The following is a 20450-nucleotide window of genomic DNA, read 5'->3' on the forward strand; positions in this document are numbered from 1 at the left end:
CGACGGGCGAGATATTAGCCGCGCGAGTCCATCCAATTTGCCAGCGCTGCCCACAACGATGGTTGAACAACATCCGCTGACGGCACAGCATTCATTCGCACAATTTGAGCTCAACCTGGCTCAATCAGATTGTCGTCAGAATTGCGATCGACATATTTGTTGTAGGGATCAACACCCACCCAACTCGGACGCTCACTGGTGACAAGCTTGATGGTTTGCGAACCTGATTGGATCGGGCGACGCTCCATCAAAAGTACGTTCGACTTTGCGAATTCGCCTGCCCCAGGACGCTCTGTGAAGACACCGATTTCAATCTGGTCACTTAGGTCTGCTTCGGTCTCCACGCCTTCGCCATCTGCATAGTATTTGGCGGCAGCAACGCTTAGCGTGGTTTCAAAAGTACCATCGTCAAGCTCGCGCACCTCAGCCTCTTCGGCTTTGAGGTCATAGACCGTAATCCGCTGCAACAGATCACGCACAAGATCGCGTTCTTCGTCATTGCGAGTGAGCGAATAGAAGCCTTCGACCAAGTCCTTAGAACTCGCATAGGGTTGGCTCTTGAAGCGGAAGCGGTTGAGGAGCTCGGCAAGCATCGTGTTCACCCGGTCTTCACCCAGACGGTCCTGGAGCAGATACATCACGACCGAACCCTTACGGTAGTGGATATAGCCCTGATTCTCGACCCGCTCCAGCGGAAGCTCTTCGATTGCCTCGCTTCCTCTTGAGGTAAGATAGTTATCGAGCTCAAACTTGAGGAAGCGGCGCATAGCGTCTTCGCCGTAAAGTTCTTTCATCACCATCAGCGCCGAATATTGCGCCAAGGTCTCGACCAGCATGGTGCCACCCTGTTGGTTAGCGGAGATCAACTGGTGCGCCCAATATTGGTGAGCGGCCTCGTGCGCGGTGATATAGGTGACGTAATCAATCTCACCCGGGTCAGCCAGATTGGCGAGGAAACCGATGTCTTCTGAATAGGGCATCGTCCCAGCAAAGGCCTGAGCAAAGCTCGCATAGCCCGGGAATTCGATGATCCGCGCATAGTCGAATTGATACGGTCCAAAGTTGGCACGGTAATATTTGAATGAGGCCTCCATCGCATCGATCATCCGCTCCGCATTGTAGGGGTGCTGTGCGTCGTAATAGACTTGCAGGTTCACCCCGTCGGCATCGCGGTCCATGATTTCATAGCGCGCCGATTGGATTGAGAAGAAAGCCAAGATGGGATTGGAGGATTGGAACCGAGCGATCCTGCGATCTCCCTGGACCACATCTGAAACCCGCTTACCCGGTGCAATTGGCACCTGATCAGCTGAGGTGGTCAGCGTAATGTCCGAATTCACCCAATCGACATTACCGACGTAGTTCTCTTCAAGAGCGCTATCGTCCTCCAGATCAGGTAGGCGCAACTCGTCATCCAACCCATAACTACGACGCGTCGCACGATCGGTAAGCAGGCCCTGCTCATTCATGCCGATTTGCGGAGCGAACTCAGCATTGTTGAGGAATGTACCGTTTTCGACCAGCCGCGTGCCATATCCGGTCGCGGTGAAAGCCTTATGCCAACGCTGACTTTTGAACGTCAGGCTCGCGCTTTCCCCAGGTGCAAGTGGCGTGTCAAAGCGATAGATCCGGTGCTGATAGGTCTCGTCATTCTTCTCCAGCGTGGCCCCCGGAACATCGACTTCAAGCAGTTTAGTATCGGCGTCAAACAGCCGGACATGCAGCATTTCAACGGGTGCACCAGTGTCGTTGACCATAGAATATGTACCCGATGCCTCCATCCGGCGTTCTTCCGGATAAAGATCGACCGCAAGCGTTACATCGGTGAGCGAAGGCTGTTTGAGATCAGCGTATTGGAGGTATTCCTTCTCATAATCAGCGAGCAGCTTTTCCTGCGCATCATTGTTGAAATAGGTGTTCTCAACATTCATCTGATTGTAGAGAAACGCGCCTGTTCCAAACGATGTAAGGACACCGACGAGGCCGAGTGCGCCAGCAACTGACATCGCACGGCGTGGCAGAGCTTTGAGGCGCGGCATCAACCGTGTTTCTGTACCGCGTCGCCACATCAGGTGAGCGAGAACCGCCATGACCAGAGCCATGCCGCCGAAGTAGAGCCTCATCCACCAGCCGAGTGCTCCGGCAACAGCATCACCATTCATATCCGAAACCGGATTGGCGATCCCACCACCATAAAGAAGAAGCGGGTGATCAAGCCCAATCCCCGCGAAGGTGATTGTGGCCACAATGTAGAGAACCATGATCCCCCAGCCCACATATTTGTTGGGGCTCAAGGCCTGCACAAAGACGGATAGGATCGCGAGCTGCAAGAGGTCGATTGTCAATGGCAGAACATACCACATCAGGTATTTGCCAAACTCAAAATCAAAATATCCGCGGCTCGCCTGCACAGCCATTGCCGCAAGGACTGAAATGATAAGTGTTGCAAAAAGCACTAACGTCACAGCTATGGTCTTTGGAACCATATAGGCCCAGCCCGGCAATGAGGTGCTGTCGACAATCTCGTGAAACTTGCGATCGCGGTCACGCCAAACAAGCTCGCCACCATAGTAAATCGCGATAATCAGTGGGATGATCGTGAACGTGCCCGCTACAACCCCAATGAGCGAGAAGGTCGCGGGGATGCGCGGGGTCCCATAGGTATCTGTTCCAAAGATCAGGGCGGCGAGGCAGTTGACCAGACCGAGCGCGAGCAAAACAGCAAACGCAGGGCTGCGCACGACTTGAGATATTTCGAACCGGGTTGTTGCTATGAGCCTTGCGAGACCCGCCTTTTCGGGCTGCGTTGTCGGCAAGGTCGCAACGGTCTGTGGCTTAGTCCGAGCCACCTTCTCAGCCTTCTTCGCGAGCTTCTGCGCCTTCCTGGCCGAAACCCCGCGCTCAGCAAAGCTGAACTGCCAAAGTGCAATCACAAGTGCACCCAACGCAATCACAAGCGCCATCATACGGTTGAAAAGTATGGTACCTGAGAGCGAGGGCAGTTGTGTGTTGAGCTCTGCCACAGTCCAATAGCGCGTCTCATTCGCGACTGCGGCAAGACCCAGAGGTTCCACCAACGCGGCAAAATCGCGATATTCCGGCTCCCCACCAACGATCCCGGTAAACACGAAATAGAGCACCAAGAAGCCGACAACCGCGACATATGTATACATCATCGAACGGGTGGTGGTCGCGACCGCAAAGAAGATCGCGCTCAGCATGATCACACTTGGCGCGGAAAAGAATGCGAAGCTCGCCAAGTAATAGCTCGCCTGGTTTGGACCAACAGTCTCTTGATCGAGCCAAGGGGCCAAGGACCCCAGAAATACAGCAAGTGGAATGACTGCAAAAGCGAGCAATGCCACGATCACCGCGCCTGTGAACCGTCCCATCAAATAGGAGAACTTGGTCACTTGCGTCGAACGCACCATGGGGCCAAAGCCGCTCTCATCATCGCGAACCACGACGTTCGCAACAAAAGCAGTGGTCACGAACATGAAAAAGATGCTTAGAATCTGCTGAACCTGAAGGATGGCAGAAGGGCTGTTGATATTGACGTTGCCCCCGCCTCCAATCTGGATTTGATCCCAAACCGTGGCTCCAAACGTCAGCAGGAAAAAGATCGCTACCGAAACCCAGAACACTGGATTGCGCAATTGGTAACGCAGCTCAAAAAGTGCGATTGAACCGAACATGGCGAAGTCTCCCGCTTAAGCTGCGTCAGCTTCAGGCACAGCACGGCGCGATGCAGCAAGGGTCGAGAAATAAACATCCTCGAGCCCGCCATCGACAGAGACGAAGCCATCGCCCGGATCATGGTCACAAAGAATGTGAATGATGGTCTCACCCGCAAACAGCCGGGTCGAGATCACCTCATACATTGAGCGATAGCCATCCAGCTCTCCGCGCTCGATAGTCTTGGCCCAGATGGTCCCTTTGGACCTGCTCATCAGTTCCTTGGGTGCACCCTCAAGTTTGATCGAACCGTTGACCAGAACCGCCATTGAAGGGCACAGGTCGGCCACATCCTCAACGATATGGGTTGAAAGGATCACCACCACATTCTCACCGATTTCAGCGAGCAGGTTGAGGAAACGATTGCGTTCTTCAGGGTCGAGGCCCGCGGTGGGCTCATCCACGATGATAAGGTCAGGATTGCCGATCAAAGCTTGAGCAATGCCAAACCGCTGGCGCATGCCGCCCGAAAAACCAGCAATCGCCTTCTTGCGCACACCCCACAAGTTAACCTGATTGAGCAGCGTCTCAACAGTGGCCTTACGCTCACCCCTAGCCCCAATGCCTTTGAGTACGGCCATATGGTCAAGCATGTCATAGGCAGAGACACGCGGATAAACACCAAAGTCTTGGGGCAAATAACCCAGCCGTTTCCGCAAAGCCTCGGGCTCCGCGAGAATGTCGAGCCCACCAAAGGTGATCTGGCCAGCGGTTGGTGTCTGAAGAGTCGCCACAGTGCGCATAAGCGTCGATTTGCCCGCGCCGTTCGGCCCCAAAAGCCCGAACATGCCCTTTGGGATCGTCAGACTAACGTCATCAAGCGCCTTCACACCATTCGCATAGATATGGCTGACATTCTTCAACTCGAGCATATGGACCGAACCCCTTTTTTGCCTTGTGCTCAAGGCTAGTCGGGTGTGTTGCTTATGTAAAGCACCATATGTTTACAAATTTCACCGTCCACGGCGTAAGATCGACCAGCCTCAAATCATCTCAGCGCACCCGTGAGGGCGCGATCAGAACTGCATTGGCGATGAGAAGGTCAAGGCCATCGAGGAATGCCCTGGTTGACGGATCATGAGCAAACCCGATGGTGAGGCCACGGCCAGTGCCTTGCGCCATCATGAAAGGCTTGAAAGCCATCTGACGCCGGTTTTCGTCCCACACATAACCGCTCTCGATCAGCGCATCAGGCGCCGCAAACCGCATGACATTGCTGCCATTTTCCTTATCGAGAGGCGTAAACACTGTCGATCCGCTTGCCAGCACAACAGCACCGTCATCATAGCCAGCGGAGAGGAAATGCTCCGTATCCGCGACCGTATTGAGAAGCGCTCCAGGTAGATTATCCGGGAGCGCCTCCTGATCCGCAATCGCCTCACGATACTCATCTTCGGACGTGATCTCGCTTGCTCTGGATAGTGAACCATCTCCGTCTGGGTCATTCTTCGCAGAAAGCCCAAGTGCAGCTTCGCGTTGAACCGAAAGAAGTGGATTGTCGCCCGACGCGAATGTGCCGAGTGAATTGCCCACTGCGACTAGAACACCGCCGCGTGCCACAAAGCCGCGCAGATTTCGGAGACCACCAGTTCCCATCGCACCGCGCGGCGAACCATTAGGAACTAGGACCACATCGTAGTCAGACAAATCAGCGCGGCCAAAGCGGTTGGTGCGGATCGGCACTACAGGAAGGCCGAGGCGCTGTTCAACTACAAAACGAAAAGCCCCGGCGCTTAGCTGTGAAATGCCTTCGTCCCACGCGATCGCGACCTTGGGCACGGTCAGGCGTACAAAGGCCGAACTTCCAAGGTTGGGACCATCTTCAACCCAGCTGTCAGCGATAGGCACGGTTTCCGCCCCGATCTCACGCGCAAGTTCTCCTAGCCGTGCCATCTTTTCTGGCGCGTTCACCGCAACTGGGAATAGCACCGTGCCGCGCGGGAAAGTGCGCCCATTCTTAGTAAAGGCTTCGTCGGTTGAGCGGGCCTCAATCCCTTCGCGAAGGGCCATTGTTACAAGACGAGCCTGACCGCTGTCGCTCCACGGAACCGCAACTGCGTAGGCACCCGTCGCATCACCAAGCGGAGCGATAGGCTCCTCTCCAGTCAGGGCTTGGCCTCCAACCGCCCGATTGCAAACATCCACTTTGACGCCGGACATTGCCCCTACGGACCAGGCAGTTACATCATAAAGCTCATGATCCAGATCGATTGAGCGGCGCTTTTCCTGCTCAAGGATAAACTCGCGCGGAAGTTCGGTGTCTTTGTCGAGTAGACTACGGACCAATTTTCCCGCTGGCTGTGCCTGAGGAACAGCGATGTAGCCTTGAGCATAGGAACGGCCGCACACGGTCACCGGACCAGAGCGGCGGACCACCTGGATGCCTTGTGCAGCCAACCTCCTTCCGAGATGCTCGGCATTCCAACGACGGCTTGCAAGGTCGATGACGTAAGCCCCAGTGCCCGATGCTCCGTTGGCATTGGCGAGGCGATAATCGGCGTAGTCGCGAAGGAACCGATCCGCATTCATAGCCACAGCTTCCGCTGTGGAAAGGCTCGCCATGAAGTGGTTGCGCACGCCAGTCGCATAAGGAAGCACCGTGCCATCGCGTCGGTCCCAAACGAGACCTCTTGAAGAGCCTTGTTCGTATGTCATCCCGACCGCGCCTTGGTGCGCGTTCCAAGTGTCGCCGTAGCCAGGATAAAACAGATCAAATATCTCTCGGGTGAAATAGGGTTCACCCATGGCATCAAAATTGCGCGCATTGTTGCGCCCGATCAGCTCATAAAGGTTAAGCTGTTCGGGCGTGATATTCGGATTCACCGGGTCGGCTGCAGGCGCGAAGAAATAAGTCTGATCGCCGCCCATTTCATGGATATCGGCAACCACAACCGGATTCCATTGGCGCAAGGCCGCAACCTTGCCCCGGGTTTCCGGTTGGCTCAGCGTGAACCAATCGCGGTTGAGGTCGAACATGTAGTGATTGACGCGGCCACTGGGCCAGGTTTCGTCATGTTCAGCTGCTTGCCGGTCGCCAATTGGTGTCATCCCGAGTGCATTGCGGAAATGACTCACAAATCGTGCCCGCCCATCCGGATTTTGCACCGGGTCAAGAACAACGATCGTGTTTGACATGATTTGGCGAACGCGTGGATCGTTCGGCGCAGCAAGCAGATGATAGGCCATCATGATCGCTGCGTCGGTCGATGCGATTTCGTTGCCATGCACCGAGTAGGCGAGCCAGGTTACCGCCAGTGCAGCGCCGTTGCTTTGGCGACCTGCGGCGATATTAGCCATATCCGCCTGGATGGCATCGATCCGTGCCATGTTTTCGGGCGCAGTGAGCACGAGGTAGTTAAGCGGCCGCCCCTGCCAGCTTGTCGCATATTCGACCATCCGGACTCGATCTGGTGCGGCGGCGACCAATGCCTGAAGATACTTTACTGTCTCTTCAGGACTGGTGATCCGCTCACCGGGTTGATGACCAATCACCTGGGTCAATGTGGGTATGGCTGGATCAAACTCGGCTTCAGCAAATGACTGCGCGATCGCTGGGGCCTGTAATGAAAACAGGGCAAGGACTGCGGCAACCGATGCAACGCAGCGCTGAAGTACTTTTACCATCATTCTTTTGGTCTTACTCGTAAAGAAAACAATCGCAAGAGCCCCGGTTGACCGATTGCTGGCACGCACTGAAACGGTTGTCCGACTGCGCATTCAGAGCCAAGACTGTGCCCATATGGCAACAATATTACGATTTTTGCCAGCCCCCTGATGGATTCGAATACCACTTTCTTGACACACTGTAGTCAGCAATCGACCATAGAGGCAGAACAAAGAAGGGACTGTTCATGAAACCTCTCAGAATTTCGGTGCAAGCGCTTTTGCTTGCGGCCACAAGTGCTGTGCCATTCGCAGCATTCGCCCAGGATGTGACTAGCAATGGGGCAAATCAGGAACAACCTGAAGAAAACCAAATTGTGGTTACAGGCTCGCGCATCGCCACTGACTCTACAACCTCGTTGCCGAGCCCAGTTCAGGTTATTTCAGTTGAGCAACTCCGAAACGCAGGTGAGATTGATATCTCTCAGACGCTGCGTGAAATTCCGGCGTTGCAGGGGTCTGATCCAGCAACACTGTCAGATGCCCAAGGCCTTGCCTTGACGGGCGCAAGTACACTTAATCTGCGGCAATTGGGCACAAACAGAACGCTCGTTCTGCAAGACGGTCGTCGTCATGTCCCAGGGATCGAAGGCACGGCCACTGTTGATGTCGGCTCAATCCCGACAGCTCTGATCTCGGATGTCGAGGTGCTCACGGGTGGTGCATCGGGTGTCTACGGTGCGGATGCTGTGTCAGGCGTGGTAAACTACAAGTTGCGCACTGGCCGCGATTTTGATGGGATCGAGTATCGCGTCCAAGGCGGTGTTAGCGATGAAGGCGACGCGGAAGAGGTCTTTGCCTCCGTCGCAGGCGGCGGCACATTCAGCGACGGACGCGGTAGCGCAGTTCTCGCTTTTGAGTATTCGCACTCGACCTCGATCCTAAACGGCGATCGCCCTAACTTTGCCGGCCCAGGCTTTTCTTCATTCAATCCCAGCAGCCCGTTCTTGAACGGCATTTTGGGCCTTGATCCAAACGCTGAGAACGCTTTTGTACCGGATCGCAGGCTGCCTGTTTCAAGCGAAGGCTCTACGATCGCGCTTGACCCAACGCCGTTTGCTTTCCCATTTGGGCAGCTTCTGTCCTTCGTAACCGACTTTAATCCTGCCTCGGATACGGTTCCGAATATCCCAGGCACCACCATCCCGGTTCTTCAGATCATTGATGCGAGCGGAAACCTTCGCGCGTTCAATCCGGGCTTCTCAACTGGTGCGTTTAACGCCAGCGGAGGCGACGGGATCTTCATTGGTGAGACGGCACCAGGCCTCACGCTTATCCCTGAGTTGACTCGCTTTAACGCAGCGGGCGGCGTGGATTACCAGATCACCGACAATCTCACGTTCTTTGCAGATGCGAAGTTCTCATATGTTGAAACAAGCAATATCGCGGGTATTCCGTTCTCCGACGATATTCCTATTGCACTCGACAACCCATTTCTCCCTCAAGCGCTGGTGGATCAGATCGCCGTAGTGGACGCGCTCGGTCCAGATACGCCAAGTATCTTTGTGGCAAGAGACAATGTCGGCTCGGAAATCAACGCTGGGACTGATATTGAACGCACAACCATCCGCGCATCGGGTGGCCTCCGCTGGGAGTCGCCTGACAACAACATCGCGTTTGAGGCCTCATACACATATGGCCGCACCGATGTGGACGACACAGCGCGCAGTGCACGTTTGAATGATCGCTATTTTGCTGCGATTGATGCCTTCGCGCTTACGGCGGCTGAACTTGATGGGACCAACTCGATTGCCGCATTTGGTGCGGGTGGCCCCGGAACGCTCAACGCCATTCGCAATGGTGAAGACCTCGTAATCGATGCAGGCACTGCCCAGGTCGGTGATATTGTTTGCCGTTCCGAAGTCACGGGCATTCCTTCCCCTGCAGCTCAGTTCGTTGGCGGTCCGCCCCTCTTCCCAGCAGGGAGCACCATCAATGGAGTTGATGTCAGCGGGCTGACCCGGGCCGTCACCTACCAAATTCTTGATGGCCGCTGCGCGCCAATCAACATTCTGGGACCCAATTCGATTGGAGGAGCAGGCGCGGCCTTTGCGTTCTCTGATCTGCTGGACGTGACGACCATTGAGCAGCAACAGTTCCTTGCCGTTCTTTCTGGTGACACTGGGCATTTCTTTGAGTTGCCAGGCGGACCGGTCGGCTTTGCCGCCGGTTTTGAGTATCGTCGCGACGATTCTCAGTTCACGCCGGATTCATTCTTCCAGATCGAAGGCGACGTCGTAACCAACAATTCCGTAATCATCAGTCCTTCGCCCACCGATGGACAAGGCATTACTGTCTATGAGGGCTTTGGTGAACTCAGGCTACCACTTCTGGCCGATATGCCATATGTCGAATTGCTCGAATTCTCGGCAACGGGCCGATACTCGGATTACAACACGATTGGCAGCACTGAGACCTATTCATTCGGCGCGATCTACAGCCCAGTTGAATGGCTGACGTTCCGCGGAACGTTTTCAAGAGCAATCCGTGCGCCAAACATTGGTGAGCTTTTTGGTCCGCAACAGGCCGCATTCATTGGAGTGGACGCCGATCCGTGCGATGATGGTAACATCAACAATGGTAGTGCGAACCGCCCAACTAACTGCGCTGAGTTCGTAGCAGCAGGATTTGACTCCTCGGACTTCCTGACTGCGTTTGTTACCGGCACGACAGGAGGCAACCCGAACCTGATCGAAGAAACCTCAGACAGCTTCACAGTTGGCGGTATCTTCCAACCTCAGGGAGTATTTGGGGGTGCACTCGATGGTCTCGTTGTGATTGCCGACTATTACGACATCGAAATTGACGATGCCGTTGGAAGCCTAACCGGCGCTGAAATCGCCGAGGCATGTGTCGATCTGCCTTCTACGGACAACCAGTTCTGTGGCGCAATTCAACGCGATCCGAACAATGGTGGGGCCATCTCCGGCTTCACCTCCGGCAACATCAATCTTGCCTTCTTAAGAGCACGCGGCATCGACTTCGAAGTCCGCTATGAGTTCGATGCTCCGTTCGGAAACGGTGATTGGGGCGTGTTCCAATTAAACGCAGCTGGGTCGCATTTCATTGAGCGCTTCACCGAGAGTGATCCGGTGATCGGTGAGACGATCGCGGCTGAAACCGATCCGGTTCAGCAAGAATTGTTGATCAAGGATCAGGCAACGGTTAGCGATCTTCTTGGTGTCATTGGCAACCCGGATTGGATCGTCAATTTCGGTCTCAATTGGCAGCACGACAACTGGTCGGTTGGTTGGCGGACTCGCTTCGAAGACAATGCGTTGCAGCGTTCGAACGCTGACAGCACCGACGTTGAGATCGTGAATGGTGCGGTTGTCGTTTCGGAGAACACGGGCCTTCTCGATCCATCGCAGTTCCGTACTGGCGATGCGTTCGAGCATGATTTCAACTTCACCTATGATGTGCTGGACAACGTCCAGGTGTTTGGCGGCATCAACAATGTGTTCGATCGAGAGCCATTCCTTGGCAGCCTTGCACGTCCGGTAAGCCCACGTGGTCGCTTCTTCTTCCTTGGCGTCTCAGGCGACTTCTAAGCTCAATATTGAACCAAACAAAAGGGGCGCGAAGGTCTGACCTTCGCGCCCCTTTTATTCATCTTGTTGAGACTGCAAATCGCTTAGGCATTACCGTGCTCCTTGTGGGCAATCTCGTGCAGCCAATCGGCATGGCGCGGCGCGGTCTTGGTCTCGCTCCATTCGTCCAGCATCACAGGTGCGACGCGCTTGAGCTCGGCGTATTGCTCATCGGTGCCAATGTCTGCGGCGAGTTCGACGCGGTGACCGTTGGGATCGAAGAAGTAGATCGACTTGAAGATGCCGTGGTGGGTCGGGCCTAACACGTCGATGCCCTCGCCCTCGATATGGGCTTTGGCGGCGAGAAGTTCTTCCTCAGAGCCGACCTTGAAAGCGAAGTGTTGAACCCATTGAGGGGTGTTCTCATCACGGCCCATTTCGGGCTGGTTGGGAAGCTCGAAGAAGGCAAGGATATTGCCGTTCCCCGCGTCGAGGAACACATGCATATAGGGATCATACGCGCCGGTCGAAGGCACATGATCCTCCGCAAAGGCAGTGGTGTAGTCCATGCCAAGCACGCGACCGTACCACTCGACGGTCTCCTTAGCGTCTTTGCAGCGAAGCGCTGTGTGGTGGACACCTGCGAGTTTAACGGGGTGGGTCCCAGAAACACTCACTGCGCCGGCTCCTCTTCGACGTTGAGCACACCGCGCGCAACTTGGTCACGCTCGATGCTCTCAAACAGCGCTTTGAAGTTGCCTTCACCAAAGCCGTCTTTGTAGTCGCCTACGCGCTGGATAAACTCGAAGAACACAGGGCCAATGCGCGGTTCTGCGAAGATTTGGAGAAGGAGACGTGGTGCGCCGCCTTCAGTGGCGCCATCAAGCAGGATGCCGCGAGACTTGAGCGCTGCTTCATCACGGCCGTGGCCGGGAAGACGCTCTGACAGCATCTCGTAATATGTCTCTGGCGGCGCGGTCATGAACGGCACGTCGAGCTTCTTGAGGCGGTCCCATGCGGCAACGATATCGTCGCAGATGAGCGCGATGTGCTGAATGCCCTCGCCATTGTATTCGCGCAGGTACTCTTCGATCTGACCCTTGCCGTTCTCGCCCTCCTCATTGAGCGGGATGCGGATCTTGCCGTCGGGCGCGGTCAGCGCTTTTGAGGTGAGGCCGGTGTACTCGCCCTTAATGTCGAAGTAGCGGATTTCCTGGAAGTTGAAGAGCTTCTCATAGAAGTCGGCCCAATAGGCCATGCGCCCGCCATAGACGTTGTGGGTGAGGTGATCGATCAGCTGGAAGCCGCAACCTTCTGGGTGCTTGTCGACGCCGGGGAGGTACTCGAAGTCGATGTCATAGATAGACAGCCCCTCGCCTGCTTCGTCCGCATAACGATCAACGAAGTAAAGGATCGAGCCGCCAATGCCGCGGATCGCCGGAATGCTGAGCTCCATCGGGCCGGGAGCATTGGCGACAGGCTCTGCGCCTTGTTCGAGGACGTGAGAATAAGCCTTGGCCGCATCGCGGACGCGGAACGCCATGCCGCAGGCGCCTGGACCATGCTCGCGCGCAAAGTACCATGCAGCGGATTTGGGCTCATAATTCACCACAAGGTTGATCCCGCCCTGACGCCACAAAGCCACGTCTTTCGAGCGGTGATTGGCGATGTGAGTGAAGCCCATGCTCTCAAAAACCGGCTCCAGCATACCTTTTTCAGAGGCGGAGAATTCGACGAATTCAAAGCCGTCGAGGCCAGCGGGGTTTTCGAACAAATCACCTGGGTGGAGGGTCATGAGTTTGTACCTTTGATTGAGAATATAGAGCCGAGGGACCGTGCCCTCAATTTAGTTTCTTTTGAAACTATCTAACTGGAGAGGGCTCATTTGTCAATTGAACCAAGCAGGCTTTGCGTGCAGGATTGCCGCAAGAGGTGAGAGAGAGATGATCAAGACCAAAGGAATCAATCACATCGCGCTGGTGTGCCGCGATATGGAGGAGACGGTGAAATTCTACACCGAGGTCCTTCAAATGCCGCTGTTCAAGACGGTCGAGCTTCCGGACGGCGGTCAACACTTCTTTTTCGATTGCGGCGGCGGCAATGCGGTGGCGTTCTTCTGGTGGGTCGATGGACCGCCTGCGGCTCCCGGTATCGCCTCGGTCAAATCTTTCCCTTACGATGCAAAGACGGCGGTGGGCTCGATGAACCATTTGGCGTTCGACATGGAAGAGAGCGAGCTTGAAGCCGCACTCGACCGGCTTGAGGAAGCAGGCGTTGAGCACACCCATGCGGTGATCAATCACGATGACAGCAAGATGGGCATGACGCAGCAAATGCATGAGGGTGTCTTTGTGCGCAGCGTTTATTTCACCGATCCCAATGGCATCATGTTGGAATTTGCGGCGACCACCAAAACCTTCGGCCCCGAAGACATCGCGCACAAGCCGGCCACTGCCGCCGACCGAGTGGAGGCGTAGAACATGCCTAGACTGCGCGAAGTCCCCAAGGCTGAAGCCGACGGTAGCATTCTCCCGCTTTATCAGCTCCTATTCGGAGATCGCGACCCGGTCGCTGAGCCCGGCACCGCCACAGGCACCCCCGGCGATTGGTGGACAGTTTTCGCCAATTCACCTGAGACCTTGGCGCACGCGGCCCAAGGGTTTGCCTATTACCGCTCACCAAAGCGCAAACTCGACCCAACCTTGCGCGAGCTCGGGCAAACATGGGCTGGTTGGGCCACAGGCAGCCGGTTTGTCTTCTCGCAGCACTGCAAGTCCCTTCGCGGCCTTGCCTATCCCGAAGAGAAGATCGAGGCCCTCCCCACTTGGCAAACGGCCACATGCTACACCGCGAAAGAGCGCCTTGTGCTCGCCTATGCCGACCGCCTTGTTGTGCACCAAGGGCGCGTGCCCGATGCGCTTTTCGATGCGCTGAAGGCCGAGTTTTCCGATGAGGAGATCATGGAGCTCACCTACACAACGTGCATGTATCTTATGCATGCAGTGATGAGCCGCGCGCTTCGCACAGAGTTCGATGATCGCGATGACCCCATCACCGAAGTGCCAGCGCCCGAAGGCTTTGATGCGCTCGATTTCCTAGGCGGGAACCGGGACAAGAAGGACTAGGCGCTAAGTCCCCTATCTCTGCCCACCGAGAAGGGAGGGGGATAGAATTTGCCACCAATCGACCAGCGTCTAATCACGGCCGAGCAGTTCGTAGTTTTGGTCGTTTATTGGCCCGATTGTCGCCTGTGCGGCCAACCGATCGAAGCCCAAAAGCCTTCATTCCGCTTGCGACCCACCTTCGGACACTAGGCGTCACGCAACCATGACGCATGATTATCGATGCGGTTATGATGTCGGCGGAGTTGTTCCTCACCTCCTATTCGAGGTATCCAAAGGAACGAACCAGCGTGACTAGAAAGACATTCACCAGAGGCTTGTGTCAATCGGATCTGCGAAGACCAAGCTTCATTCTCAAAAACCGAAGTTTTCGAAAGAGTGCAAATTAATTCCTTTTAACTATTGATATATACATAGGTGATATCTAGATGCTCCGGCGAGACAGCAATTGCTGTCCATTTTAAGATTCGGACGCTCTCAGATTTGGCCTGCAATTCAGGCAAGGGGTCCAAACTGAAGGATTAGAAAGCGATGTTAGGCACTTATTATCACGATCGCGGCCAAGTCAGAGTTGGCAACATCCCCGAGCCGCAACTGATTCAAGACAATGACGCAATCGTTCGCGTCACTCTCGCCGGAATTTGCGGCGCTGACCTGGATTTCGTGAACAACGGCCCAGAAGCGGGCGTTATGCAGGGCATGCGCCTTGGTCACGAATTCGTCGGCGTTGTCGAAGCGGTCGGCAAGGACGTCACCAATGTGAAGGTCGGTGACCGCGTGGTCGCATCGGCCATGTTCGTTGATGGCGAGTGCCACTTCTGCAAGCGCGACTTTAACTCATCCTGCGAACATGGCGGCCTCTTCGGTTCACCAATGTTTGTCGAGCATGGCGGCAACGACATTCAAGGCGGCCAGTCTGAATATGTCCGCGTCCCTTACGCCAACTCCACTTTGTTCACCCTGCCAGAGGGCCTGGCAACCGGCGCAGAAGATGCCCGCGCACTACCGCTCGCAGACAATTTCGCGACTGGATATCACGGTGCATTGAACGCCAATATCCAGGAAGGCGGCACAGTTGTCGTGATTGGCGACGGCGCGGTTGGTCAGAGCGCGGTTCTGGCCAGCAGCAAGCTGTTCAATCCAGAACAAGTCATCCACGTTGGCCGTCACGATGGCCGTCTGGGTTTCAGCCGCAACAAGGCCGGCGCGACCCACACCGTCAACGGCAAGACCGGCGATCCAGTTGAATTCGTCAAGGAATTGACCGGCGGATATGGCGCGCTCTCGATCATTGATACGGTCGGCAATCAAGCCTCGCTCCAGCAAACACTCGATATGGCGCAAGCCGGCGGCAAGATCAGTGTTTTGGGCTTTGGCCACTTGTTTGCACCGGTTGATCAGCCTTACTCAGCCTCGCTGTTTCGCAATCTCACCATTCACACTGGCGTTGTGAATGTGCCCGCGTACATGCGTACTCTGCTGCCTCTGGTTGAGGCTGGGAAGATTGATCCAAGCATTATCTTCACTGACATTCTGCCGCTCGCAGATGCAGCCGAAGGTTACGACCGAATGCTGATGCGCACTGATGGAACGATCAAGGTTGCCTTGAAGAACTAGGCCACCGCTGTCGATCCGGCATTGTGGAATTGGGGCGGCTTAGCGGCCACCTTAGCTGCCGCCGCTTGAGGTCGCCCTGAAATACCTATTTATATATAGATACTTTGCAATCCTACGACCACCTCAAGCTTCCCCCTCCTCCCGAAGAAGACTTCCCCAAAACCTAGCAAAGAAAGCACCCCTCTTATGACCACTCTTTTCGAACACGGAACCCTTGGAGACATTCATGTCAAGAACCGCATCTTCATGGCCCCTCTGACCCGCAACCGCGCGCACGGCGATGGCACGCCGCATGAAATGGCGATCAAGTATTATACGCAGCGCGCGGGCGCTGGATTGATCATCACCGAAGGCGCGCAAATCAGCTCAATGGGCCAAGGCTATATCAACACGCCGGGCATCTATAACGAAAAGCAACGCGATGCTTGGACCAAGATCACGCGTTCGGTTCAAGCAAATGGCGGCAAGATGGTTGTGCAGCTTTGGCATGTTGGCCGGATCAGCCACACCTCGCTGCTACCCGGCGGCGCGCAGCCGGTTGCACCATCAGCAATTCAGGCGACGGCTGATACCTTCACCGAAAACGGCGTTGAAAATGCATCGCTGCCAAAGGCTCTGGATATCCAAGGGATCAAAGAGGTGATTGCCGACTATGTTCATGCAGCACGCACTGCGATCGACGCAGGCTTTGACGGTGTCGAAGTGCACGCCGCCAATGGTTATCTGCTGAACCAGTTTATCTCTGCCCACACCAATCAACGCGAAGACGAATATGGCGGCAGCCCCGAAAATCGCGCCCGCCTGTTCCTCGAGGTGGTCGATGCTGTGTCGGCAGAGATCGGCGCTGGCCGCGTAGGTGCGCGCGTCTCGCCAACCGGCAAGTTCAACGACTTTGCCGATCCGGATGCGGCAGAGAACTATGGTTACATCTATGATGAGCTAGAGCGCCGCAATCTCGCTTACCTGCACGTGGTCGAAAGCTTTCCAGGCCATCCTGTTTCGAAAAGCGAAGAGAAACTGCTGAGCAACCTACGCGGTAATTTCAGCGGCAATTATATCGCCAATGGCAATTACGACAGCGCGGCCGCTTCGCAAGCGATTGCGGACGGCGCCTTCGCTGTCTCTTTCGGCCGGCCGTACATTGCCAACCCTGACCTCACTGACAGGCTTAGAGACAATTCGAAACTAAACGAGGTCGATGAGGCAACGCTCTATGGCGGTGATGAAAAGGGGTATTCCGATTATCCAACGCAGGATGAAACATATCTGCGCGCTCTTGCAGAGGTCCTCTAGCGCAGCAACGCCGGAGAACCCCCATCTGGTTCAGGGTAAGGCGGGTGAGCGGACGGCTTTTGAGAAAAGAACCCGTTCACCCAGCCGAGCCACTTTGCCGAACAATTAGGAAAATTCACATGTCAAATCACCGCGAAGTTCTGGTTTCCACATTCCTTGGGTTTGCAATCACAATGACGCTGTTCGCCCCGCCAATTATCATCGCAAAGATCGAGAAGGCGGAACGGATCGAAGCATACGATCGCTCCCAGTCTGCCCCAGCCAATGCGACGCCAACACTGACTGGCTGATGCTGGCGAGTCATCAAAGCCTGTTTCTTGACCTGAAAACTAAGGCTCTATTCCCATTCGATGGCTTGACTTTTGATGTCGCAATCTTATCTATATGCATATAGATTTATGTGGATGTTATGACCGATACAAAGACAAAAATTCTTGATCTTGCTGAATCCTTGACCCAGACGCGCGGGTTCAACGGCTTCAGCTATATCGATTTGGCAAATGAGATTGGCATCAAAACGGCCAGCATCCATTACCATTTCAAGCTGAAGGACGATCTCGCTGCGGCCTTGGTTGAGCGCCTTCGCGAGCAGCACGCCTTGGGTTTTGCTGCGATGGAGGCCGCGAATGAGACGCCGGAAGGGCGCCTTCAGGCTGCTATCGATTACTTCAAAGGCTATCTCGCCAAAGAAGAGTTTTGCATGTGCGGCATGATGGCGGCTGAGTTGCAATCGGTCAGCCCGCGCGTTGCCAGCCTGGTCAAGGCCTATTTCCGCGATTTCGAGGCTTGGCTGTACAAACAGTTTGAACTCGCAGGTCGAGAAAATGCTGACGAGCTCGCTATCGGCTTTCTCAGCACACTGGAAGGATCGCTCCTCATCGCCCGCCTTACCGGTGATGCCGACGTAATTTCGAAGGCCCTCAAAGGGTATCTCAAAGAATAAGAGCCTTTTTCTTCGTCTTGCCTATTGATATATAGATAGTCATCTTTAACTAAGCTCCATGGAGTTTCTCGGCGTCTCAGGCTCCGGTGGCTCACTATCCCCCAGAGGCCTCAACGCCTCGCTATTGAAAGACCCCAAATCATGTCCAACGCCCCAGCACCCAAAGTCACCAACCCAGAAGAAATCGCCAGCTTCGCGGAATATGAGGCCGTCGCCAAAGCGCTGCTTCCCTATATCGAAGCGGCTAAGACCGGTGATGGTGAACTCAGCCGTTCGGCCTTCTACGACCACGCCAATATCGTCGGCTCTATTGGCGGAGAGTTTTCGACACCAGATGCCAATGCATTCGCCGCAGAAGTATCCGAAATCGGCGCATCGCCAGACGTGCAGAGCCGGATCGCATGGATCGATATCTCTGGCCCTGCAGCCGCTGCGAAGGTTGAATTCATCAACTGGGCTGGCCTGCGCTTCACCGACTTTTTCGTCCTCTACAAACGTGACGATCAGTGGAAGATCAGCGGCAAAGTCTACGATTCCCACTCCAACAATTAAGCTTCAATACCCCCGAAGAAATACCCTCAAAAAGAAAGTGAATACAATGACTAACTTTACAGTCCACACTCAAGAAACCGCTCCGGAAGGCAGCAAAGAATTGCTCGCCGGCGCTCAGAAAACTTACGGCTTTGTGCCCAATCTGATGGCCACCTTGGCCGAGGCTCCCATCGCCGCTGAGGCCTACATCACGCTGGGCGGACTTTTCGACAAGAGCGATCTCACGCCAACTGAGCAGCAGGTCATCCTGATGACCAACAACCGCCTCAACGGCTGCGAATATTGCATGGCGGCGCACACCACCATTTCCGGTATGCAAGGTGTTGATGCCGATGTGATCACCGCACTACGCGATGGCACCCAGCTGGCTGATCCCAAGCTTGAGGCTCTGCGTGTATTCGCAGCGCAAGTGAACACTCAGCGCGGTTATCTTGAAGATGCGCAGATCGATGCGTTCCTCGCCGCGGGTTACACCAAGGGCAACCTGCTGGAAGTGATTGTCGGCACCAGCCTCAAGGTGATTTCGAACTACACCAACCATGTGGCTCACACCCCGGTTGATGCGGCCTTCCAAGCCAACGCCTGGACCGCTGAACAACGCGCGGCTGCATAACGACGATAGGCCCGCCGCTTTCCCCTTAGAGCGGCGGGCTTAGTCTTTGGCTACCATCGAGTGGCCGCAAGCCCTCAGGGCAAGATATTGGAATTTTGACCATGATTGATCTCTACACTTGGGGAACCCCAAACGGTTTCAAAGTCTCGGTTGCCCTTGAAGAAATGGGCTTGGACTACACCGTCAAACCGGTGAATATCGGCGCGGGCGAGCAGAAATGGCCTGAGTATCTTGCGATCAATCCGAACGGCCGCATCCCGGCGATTGTTGACCGCGACAATGACGATTTCGCCGTGTTCGAATCCGGCGCAATCCTGATCTATCTGGCTGAGAAAAGCGGCAAGCTGCTGCCGACAGACATGAAGGGCGGGTCTGAGGTTCTGCAATGGCTGATGTGGCAAATGGCGGGGCTCGGACCGATGCAGGGTCAAGCCGTCACCTTCCTCAAGTTTTTCCCAGAGCGCGTATAGCCAGCAATCGAGCGCTATCAGGCCGAAACGGTGCGGCTGTTCGGCGTGCTCGATCAGCACCTTGCAACCCGCGAATTTCAAGCAGGCGACTATTCCATTGCTGACATCGCCAATTGGTGCTGGGTTCGCTATCACGAATATGCCGAAGTTGAGCTTGATCAATTCCCCAATCTGATCCGCTGGCGCGACCAGATCGAGGCCCGGCCAGCCTCTGCCAGAGGCCTGGCTGTGCCAACCATGGCGGAACCGTCTAAATAGTGATGTATTCGGGTTTTGGTGCCTTTGTTTGAAGCTGATTTGAGACTGACCGATGCCGCCACGGACGTGGAATGTTGAACCCATAAGCGATGATGATCTTGCCGAAGTGCTTGAGCTCAATCAGCTGTATCAAAAGCAGCTTTCGTCGCTCACAATGGCGCAGCTGCGCGCGCTTCGAGATAACAGTTCGTACCACCGCAGCATCGAGGGCGGCAAAGCCTTCATCATCGCTCTCGACGATCGATCCGCCCACGATGGCGAGAATTTCCGCTGGTTCAAACAGCGCTTTGACAGTTTCGTCTATATCGACCGCATTGCCATTGGTGAAAGCCTGCAAAGGCGAGGACTAGCGGCTGCTTTGTATCAAGATCTGGAGCAGGAGGCGCGCAGCACCTGCCGTCAATACCTGTGCGCCGAAGTAGGCTTAGAGCCGCCCAACGAGGCATCGCTCCAGTTCCACGACGGCCTTGGGTTTAGACGCGTTGGCATCGGCGCAGCTGCTGGAAAAACGGTCCAATACTTTGCGAAAACCATCTAGACATCGCTCTGAATGAGATATGGATTGAAGTAAGAAGGTTGGATCGAGTCCGCTCTCACCCCCAATTTCCGGCATAGGCCGCTTACCCAGCCAAACCCAAAGCAGACGGCACATTT

At 55.2% G+C, this 20450-nt stretch carries 17 protein-coding genes; 12 read left to right on the top strand and 5 right to left on the bottom strand.

From position 1 onward, the window contains the following. Window positions 1-110 precede the first annotated feature (110 nt). From Q0778_RS07220 to Q0778_RS07230, 3 genes are all read right to left on the bottom strand, one after another. Window positions 111-3695 (bottom strand): M1 family aminopeptidase, encoded by a 3585-nt coding sequence (locus tag Q0778_RS07220; RefSeq protein WP_298335126.1) that lies wholly within the window; start codon window positions 3693-3695, stop codon window positions 111-113. 15 nt (window positions 3696-3710) lie between these two features. After that, on the bottom strand, window positions 3711-4607 hold the full coding sequence (locus tag Q0778_RS07225; RefSeq protein ID WP_298335128.1) for an ABC transporter ATP-binding protein: 897 nt from the start codon (window positions 4605-4607) through the stop codon (window positions 3711-3713). Window positions 4608-4728: 121 nt separating this feature from the next. Beyond that, the gene (locus tag Q0778_RS07230; protein WP_298335130.1) at window positions 4729-7362 is read right to left on the bottom strand and encodes a M14 family metallopeptidase; all 2634 of its coding nucleotides are present in this window, start codon (window positions 7360-7362) and stop codon (window positions 4729-4731) included. A 224-nt stretch (window positions 7363-7586) separates the two neighbouring features. On the opposite strand from Q0778_RS07230, the gene Q0778_RS07235 reads away from it, so the two are divergent. Then, window positions 7587-10949, top strand: coding sequence for a TonB-dependent receptor (locus tag Q0778_RS07235; protein WP_298335132.1), 3363 nt, complete (start codon window positions 7587-7589; stop codon window positions 10947-10949). Window positions 10950-11032: 83 nt separating this feature from the next. Here the strand turns inward: Q0778_RS07235 and Q0778_RS07240 are convergent, their stop codons facing one another. Together Q0778_RS07240 and hppD are read right to left on the bottom strand one after the other, a co-directional pair. Next, the gene (locus tag Q0778_RS07240; RefSeq protein WP_298308034.1) at window positions 11033-11605 is read right to left on the bottom strand and encodes a VOC family protein; all 573 of its coding nucleotides are present in this window, start codon (window positions 11603-11605) and stop codon (window positions 11033-11035) included. Continuing rightward, window positions 11602-12723 carry a 4-hydroxyphenylpyruvate dioxygenase gene (hppD, locus tag Q0778_RS07245; RefSeq protein ID WP_298335133.1) on the bottom strand — a complete coding sequence of 374 codons (1122 nt, stop codon included), beginning with the start codon at window positions 12721-12723 and terminating at the stop codon, window positions 11602-11604. The genes Q0778_RS07240 and hppD overlap by 4 nt, the downstream gene beginning before the upstream one ends. A gap of 148 nt (window positions 12724-12871) precedes the next feature. Here hppD and Q0778_RS07250 point away from each other — a divergent pair, with 148 nt between their 5' ends. The 11 genes from Q0778_RS07250 to Q0778_RS07300 all read left to right on the top strand — a co-directional run bounded on the left by Q0778_RS07250 (window position 12872) and on the right by Q0778_RS07300 (window position 20334). Continuing rightward, on the top strand, window positions 12872-13405 hold the full coding sequence (locus Q0778_RS07250) for a VOC family protein (protein ID WP_298335135.1): 534 nt from the start codon (window positions 12872-12874) through the stop codon (window positions 13403-13405). A 3-nt stretch (window positions 13406-13408) separates the two neighbouring features. Continuing rightward, entirely contained in the window at window positions 13409-14053 is a 645-nt protein-coding gene (locus Q0778_RS07255; protein ID WP_298335138.1) for a carboxymuconolactone decarboxylase family protein, read from the top strand. A 528-nt stretch (window positions 14054-14581) separates the two neighbouring features. Then, the gene (locus Q0778_RS07260) at window positions 14582-15667 is read left to right on the top strand and encodes an alcohol dehydrogenase catalytic domain-containing protein (protein WP_298335140.1); all 1086 of its coding nucleotides are present in this window, start codon (window positions 14582-14584) and stop codon (window positions 15665-15667) included. 186 nt (window positions 15668-15853) lie between these two features. Then, entirely contained in the window at window positions 15854-16960 is a 1107-nt protein-coding gene (locus tag Q0778_RS07265) for an alkene reductase (RefSeq protein WP_298335141.1), read from the top strand. Between the two features lie 119 nt (window positions 16961-17079). Further along, entirely contained in the window at window positions 17080-17250 is a 171-nt protein-coding gene (locus Q0778_RS07270) for a hypothetical protein (protein ID WP_298308017.1), read from the top strand. A 119-nt stretch (window positions 17251-17369) separates the two neighbouring features. After that, a complete protein-coding gene (locus Q0778_RS07275) occupies window positions 17370-17903 on the top strand; it encodes a TetR/AcrR family transcriptional regulator (RefSeq protein ID WP_298308014.1) in 534 nt (177 codons plus the stop codon). Window positions 17904-18044: 141 nt separating this feature from the next. Further along, window positions 18045-18455: a nuclear transport factor 2 family protein gene (locus Q0778_RS07280; protein WP_298335142.1), complete on the top strand. Its 411-nt coding sequence runs from the start codon at window positions 18045-18047 to the stop codon at window positions 18453-18455. Between the two features lie 46 nt (window positions 18456-18501). Next, complete coding sequence (locus tag Q0778_RS07285) at window positions 18502-19068, top strand: carboxymuconolactone decarboxylase family protein (RefSeq protein ID WP_298335144.1); 567 nt, start codon at window positions 18502-18504, stop codon at window positions 19066-19068. A gap of 101 nt (window positions 19069-19169) precedes the next feature. Next, a complete protein-coding gene (locus tag Q0778_RS07290) occupies window positions 19170-19538 on the top strand; it encodes a glutathione S-transferase family protein (protein ID WP_298335146.1) in 369 nt (122 codons plus the stop codon). A 30-nt stretch (window positions 19539-19568) separates the two neighbouring features. After that, window positions 19569-19796 (top strand): glutathione binding-like protein, encoded by a 228-nt coding sequence (locus Q0778_RS07295; RefSeq protein WP_298335148.1) that lies wholly within the window; start codon window positions 19569-19571, stop codon window positions 19794-19796. A 52-nt stretch (window positions 19797-19848) separates the two neighbouring features. Continuing rightward, complete coding sequence (locus Q0778_RS07300) at window positions 19849-20334, top strand: GNAT family N-acetyltransferase (RefSeq protein ID WP_298308003.1); 486 nt, start codon at window positions 19849-19851, stop codon at window positions 20332-20334. Window positions 20335-20450: the final 116 nt, after the last annotated feature.

It is taken from the genome of uncultured Erythrobacter sp. (assembly GCF_947502395.1).
Classification (GTDB): domain Bacteria; phylum Pseudomonadota; class Alphaproteobacteria; order Sphingomonadales; family Sphingomonadaceae; genus Erythrobacter.

What these genes read in the sequence shown, in the direction of transcription:
- Q0778_RS07235 (WP_298335132.1), top strand. Translation starts at nt 7,587, where the DNA reads ATGAAACCTCTCAGAATTTCGGTGCAAGCGCTTTTGCTTGCGGCCACA.
- Q0778_RS07260 (WP_298335140.1), top strand. Translation starts at nt 14,582, where the DNA reads ATGTTAGGCACTTATTATCACGATCGCGGCCAAGTCAGAGTTGGCAAC.
- Q0778_RS07265 (WP_298335141.1), top strand. Translation starts at nt 15,854, where the DNA reads ATGACCACTCTTTTCGAACACGGAACCCTTGGAGACATTCATGTCAAG.
- hppD (WP_298335133.1), bottom strand. Translation starts at nt 12,723, where the DNA reads ATGACCCTCCACCCAGGTGATTTGTTCGAAAACCCCGCTGGCCTCGAC.
- Q0778_RS07300 (WP_298308003.1), top strand. Translation starts at nt 19,849, where the DNA reads ATGCCGCCACGGACGTGGAATGTTGAACCCATAAGCGATGATGATCTT.
- Q0778_RS07280 (WP_298335142.1), top strand. Translation starts at nt 18,045, where the DNA reads ATGTCCAACGCCCCAGCACCCAAAGTCACCAACCCAGAAGAAATCGCC.
- Q0778_RS07220 (WP_298335126.1), bottom strand. Translation starts at nt 3,695, where the DNA reads ATGTTCGGTTCAATCGCACTTTTTGAGCTGCGTTACCAATTGCGCAAT.
- Q0778_RS07285 (WP_298335144.1), top strand. Translation starts at nt 18,502, where the DNA reads ATGACTAACTTTACAGTCCACACTCAAGAAACCGCTCCGGAAGGCAGC.
- Q0778_RS07225 (WP_298335128.1), bottom strand. Translation starts at nt 4,607, where the DNA reads ATGCTCGAGTTGAAGAATGTCAGCCATATCTATGCGAATGGTGTGAAG.
- Q0778_RS07275 (WP_298308014.1), top strand. Translation starts at nt 17,370, where the DNA reads ATGACCGATACAAAGACAAAAATTCTTGATCTTGCTGAATCCTTGACC.
- Q0778_RS07270 (WP_298308017.1), top strand. Translation starts at nt 17,080, where the DNA reads ATGTCAAATCACCGCGAAGTTCTGGTTTCCACATTCCTTGGGTTTGCA.
- Q0778_RS07230 (WP_298335130.1), bottom strand. Translation starts at nt 7,362, where the DNA reads ATGATGGTAAAAGTACTTCAGCGCTGCGTTGCATCGGTTGCCGCAGTC.
- Q0778_RS07250 (WP_298335135.1), top strand. Translation starts at nt 12,872, where the DNA reads ATGATCAAGACCAAAGGAATCAATCACATCGCGCTGGTGTGCCGCGAT.
- Q0778_RS07255 (WP_298335138.1), top strand. Translation starts at nt 13,409, where the DNA reads ATGCCTAGACTGCGCGAAGTCCCCAAGGCTGAAGCCGACGGTAGCATT.
- Q0778_RS07290 (WP_298335146.1), top strand. Translation starts at nt 19,170, where the DNA reads ATGATTGATCTCTACACTTGGGGAACCCCAAACGGTTTCAAAGTCTCG.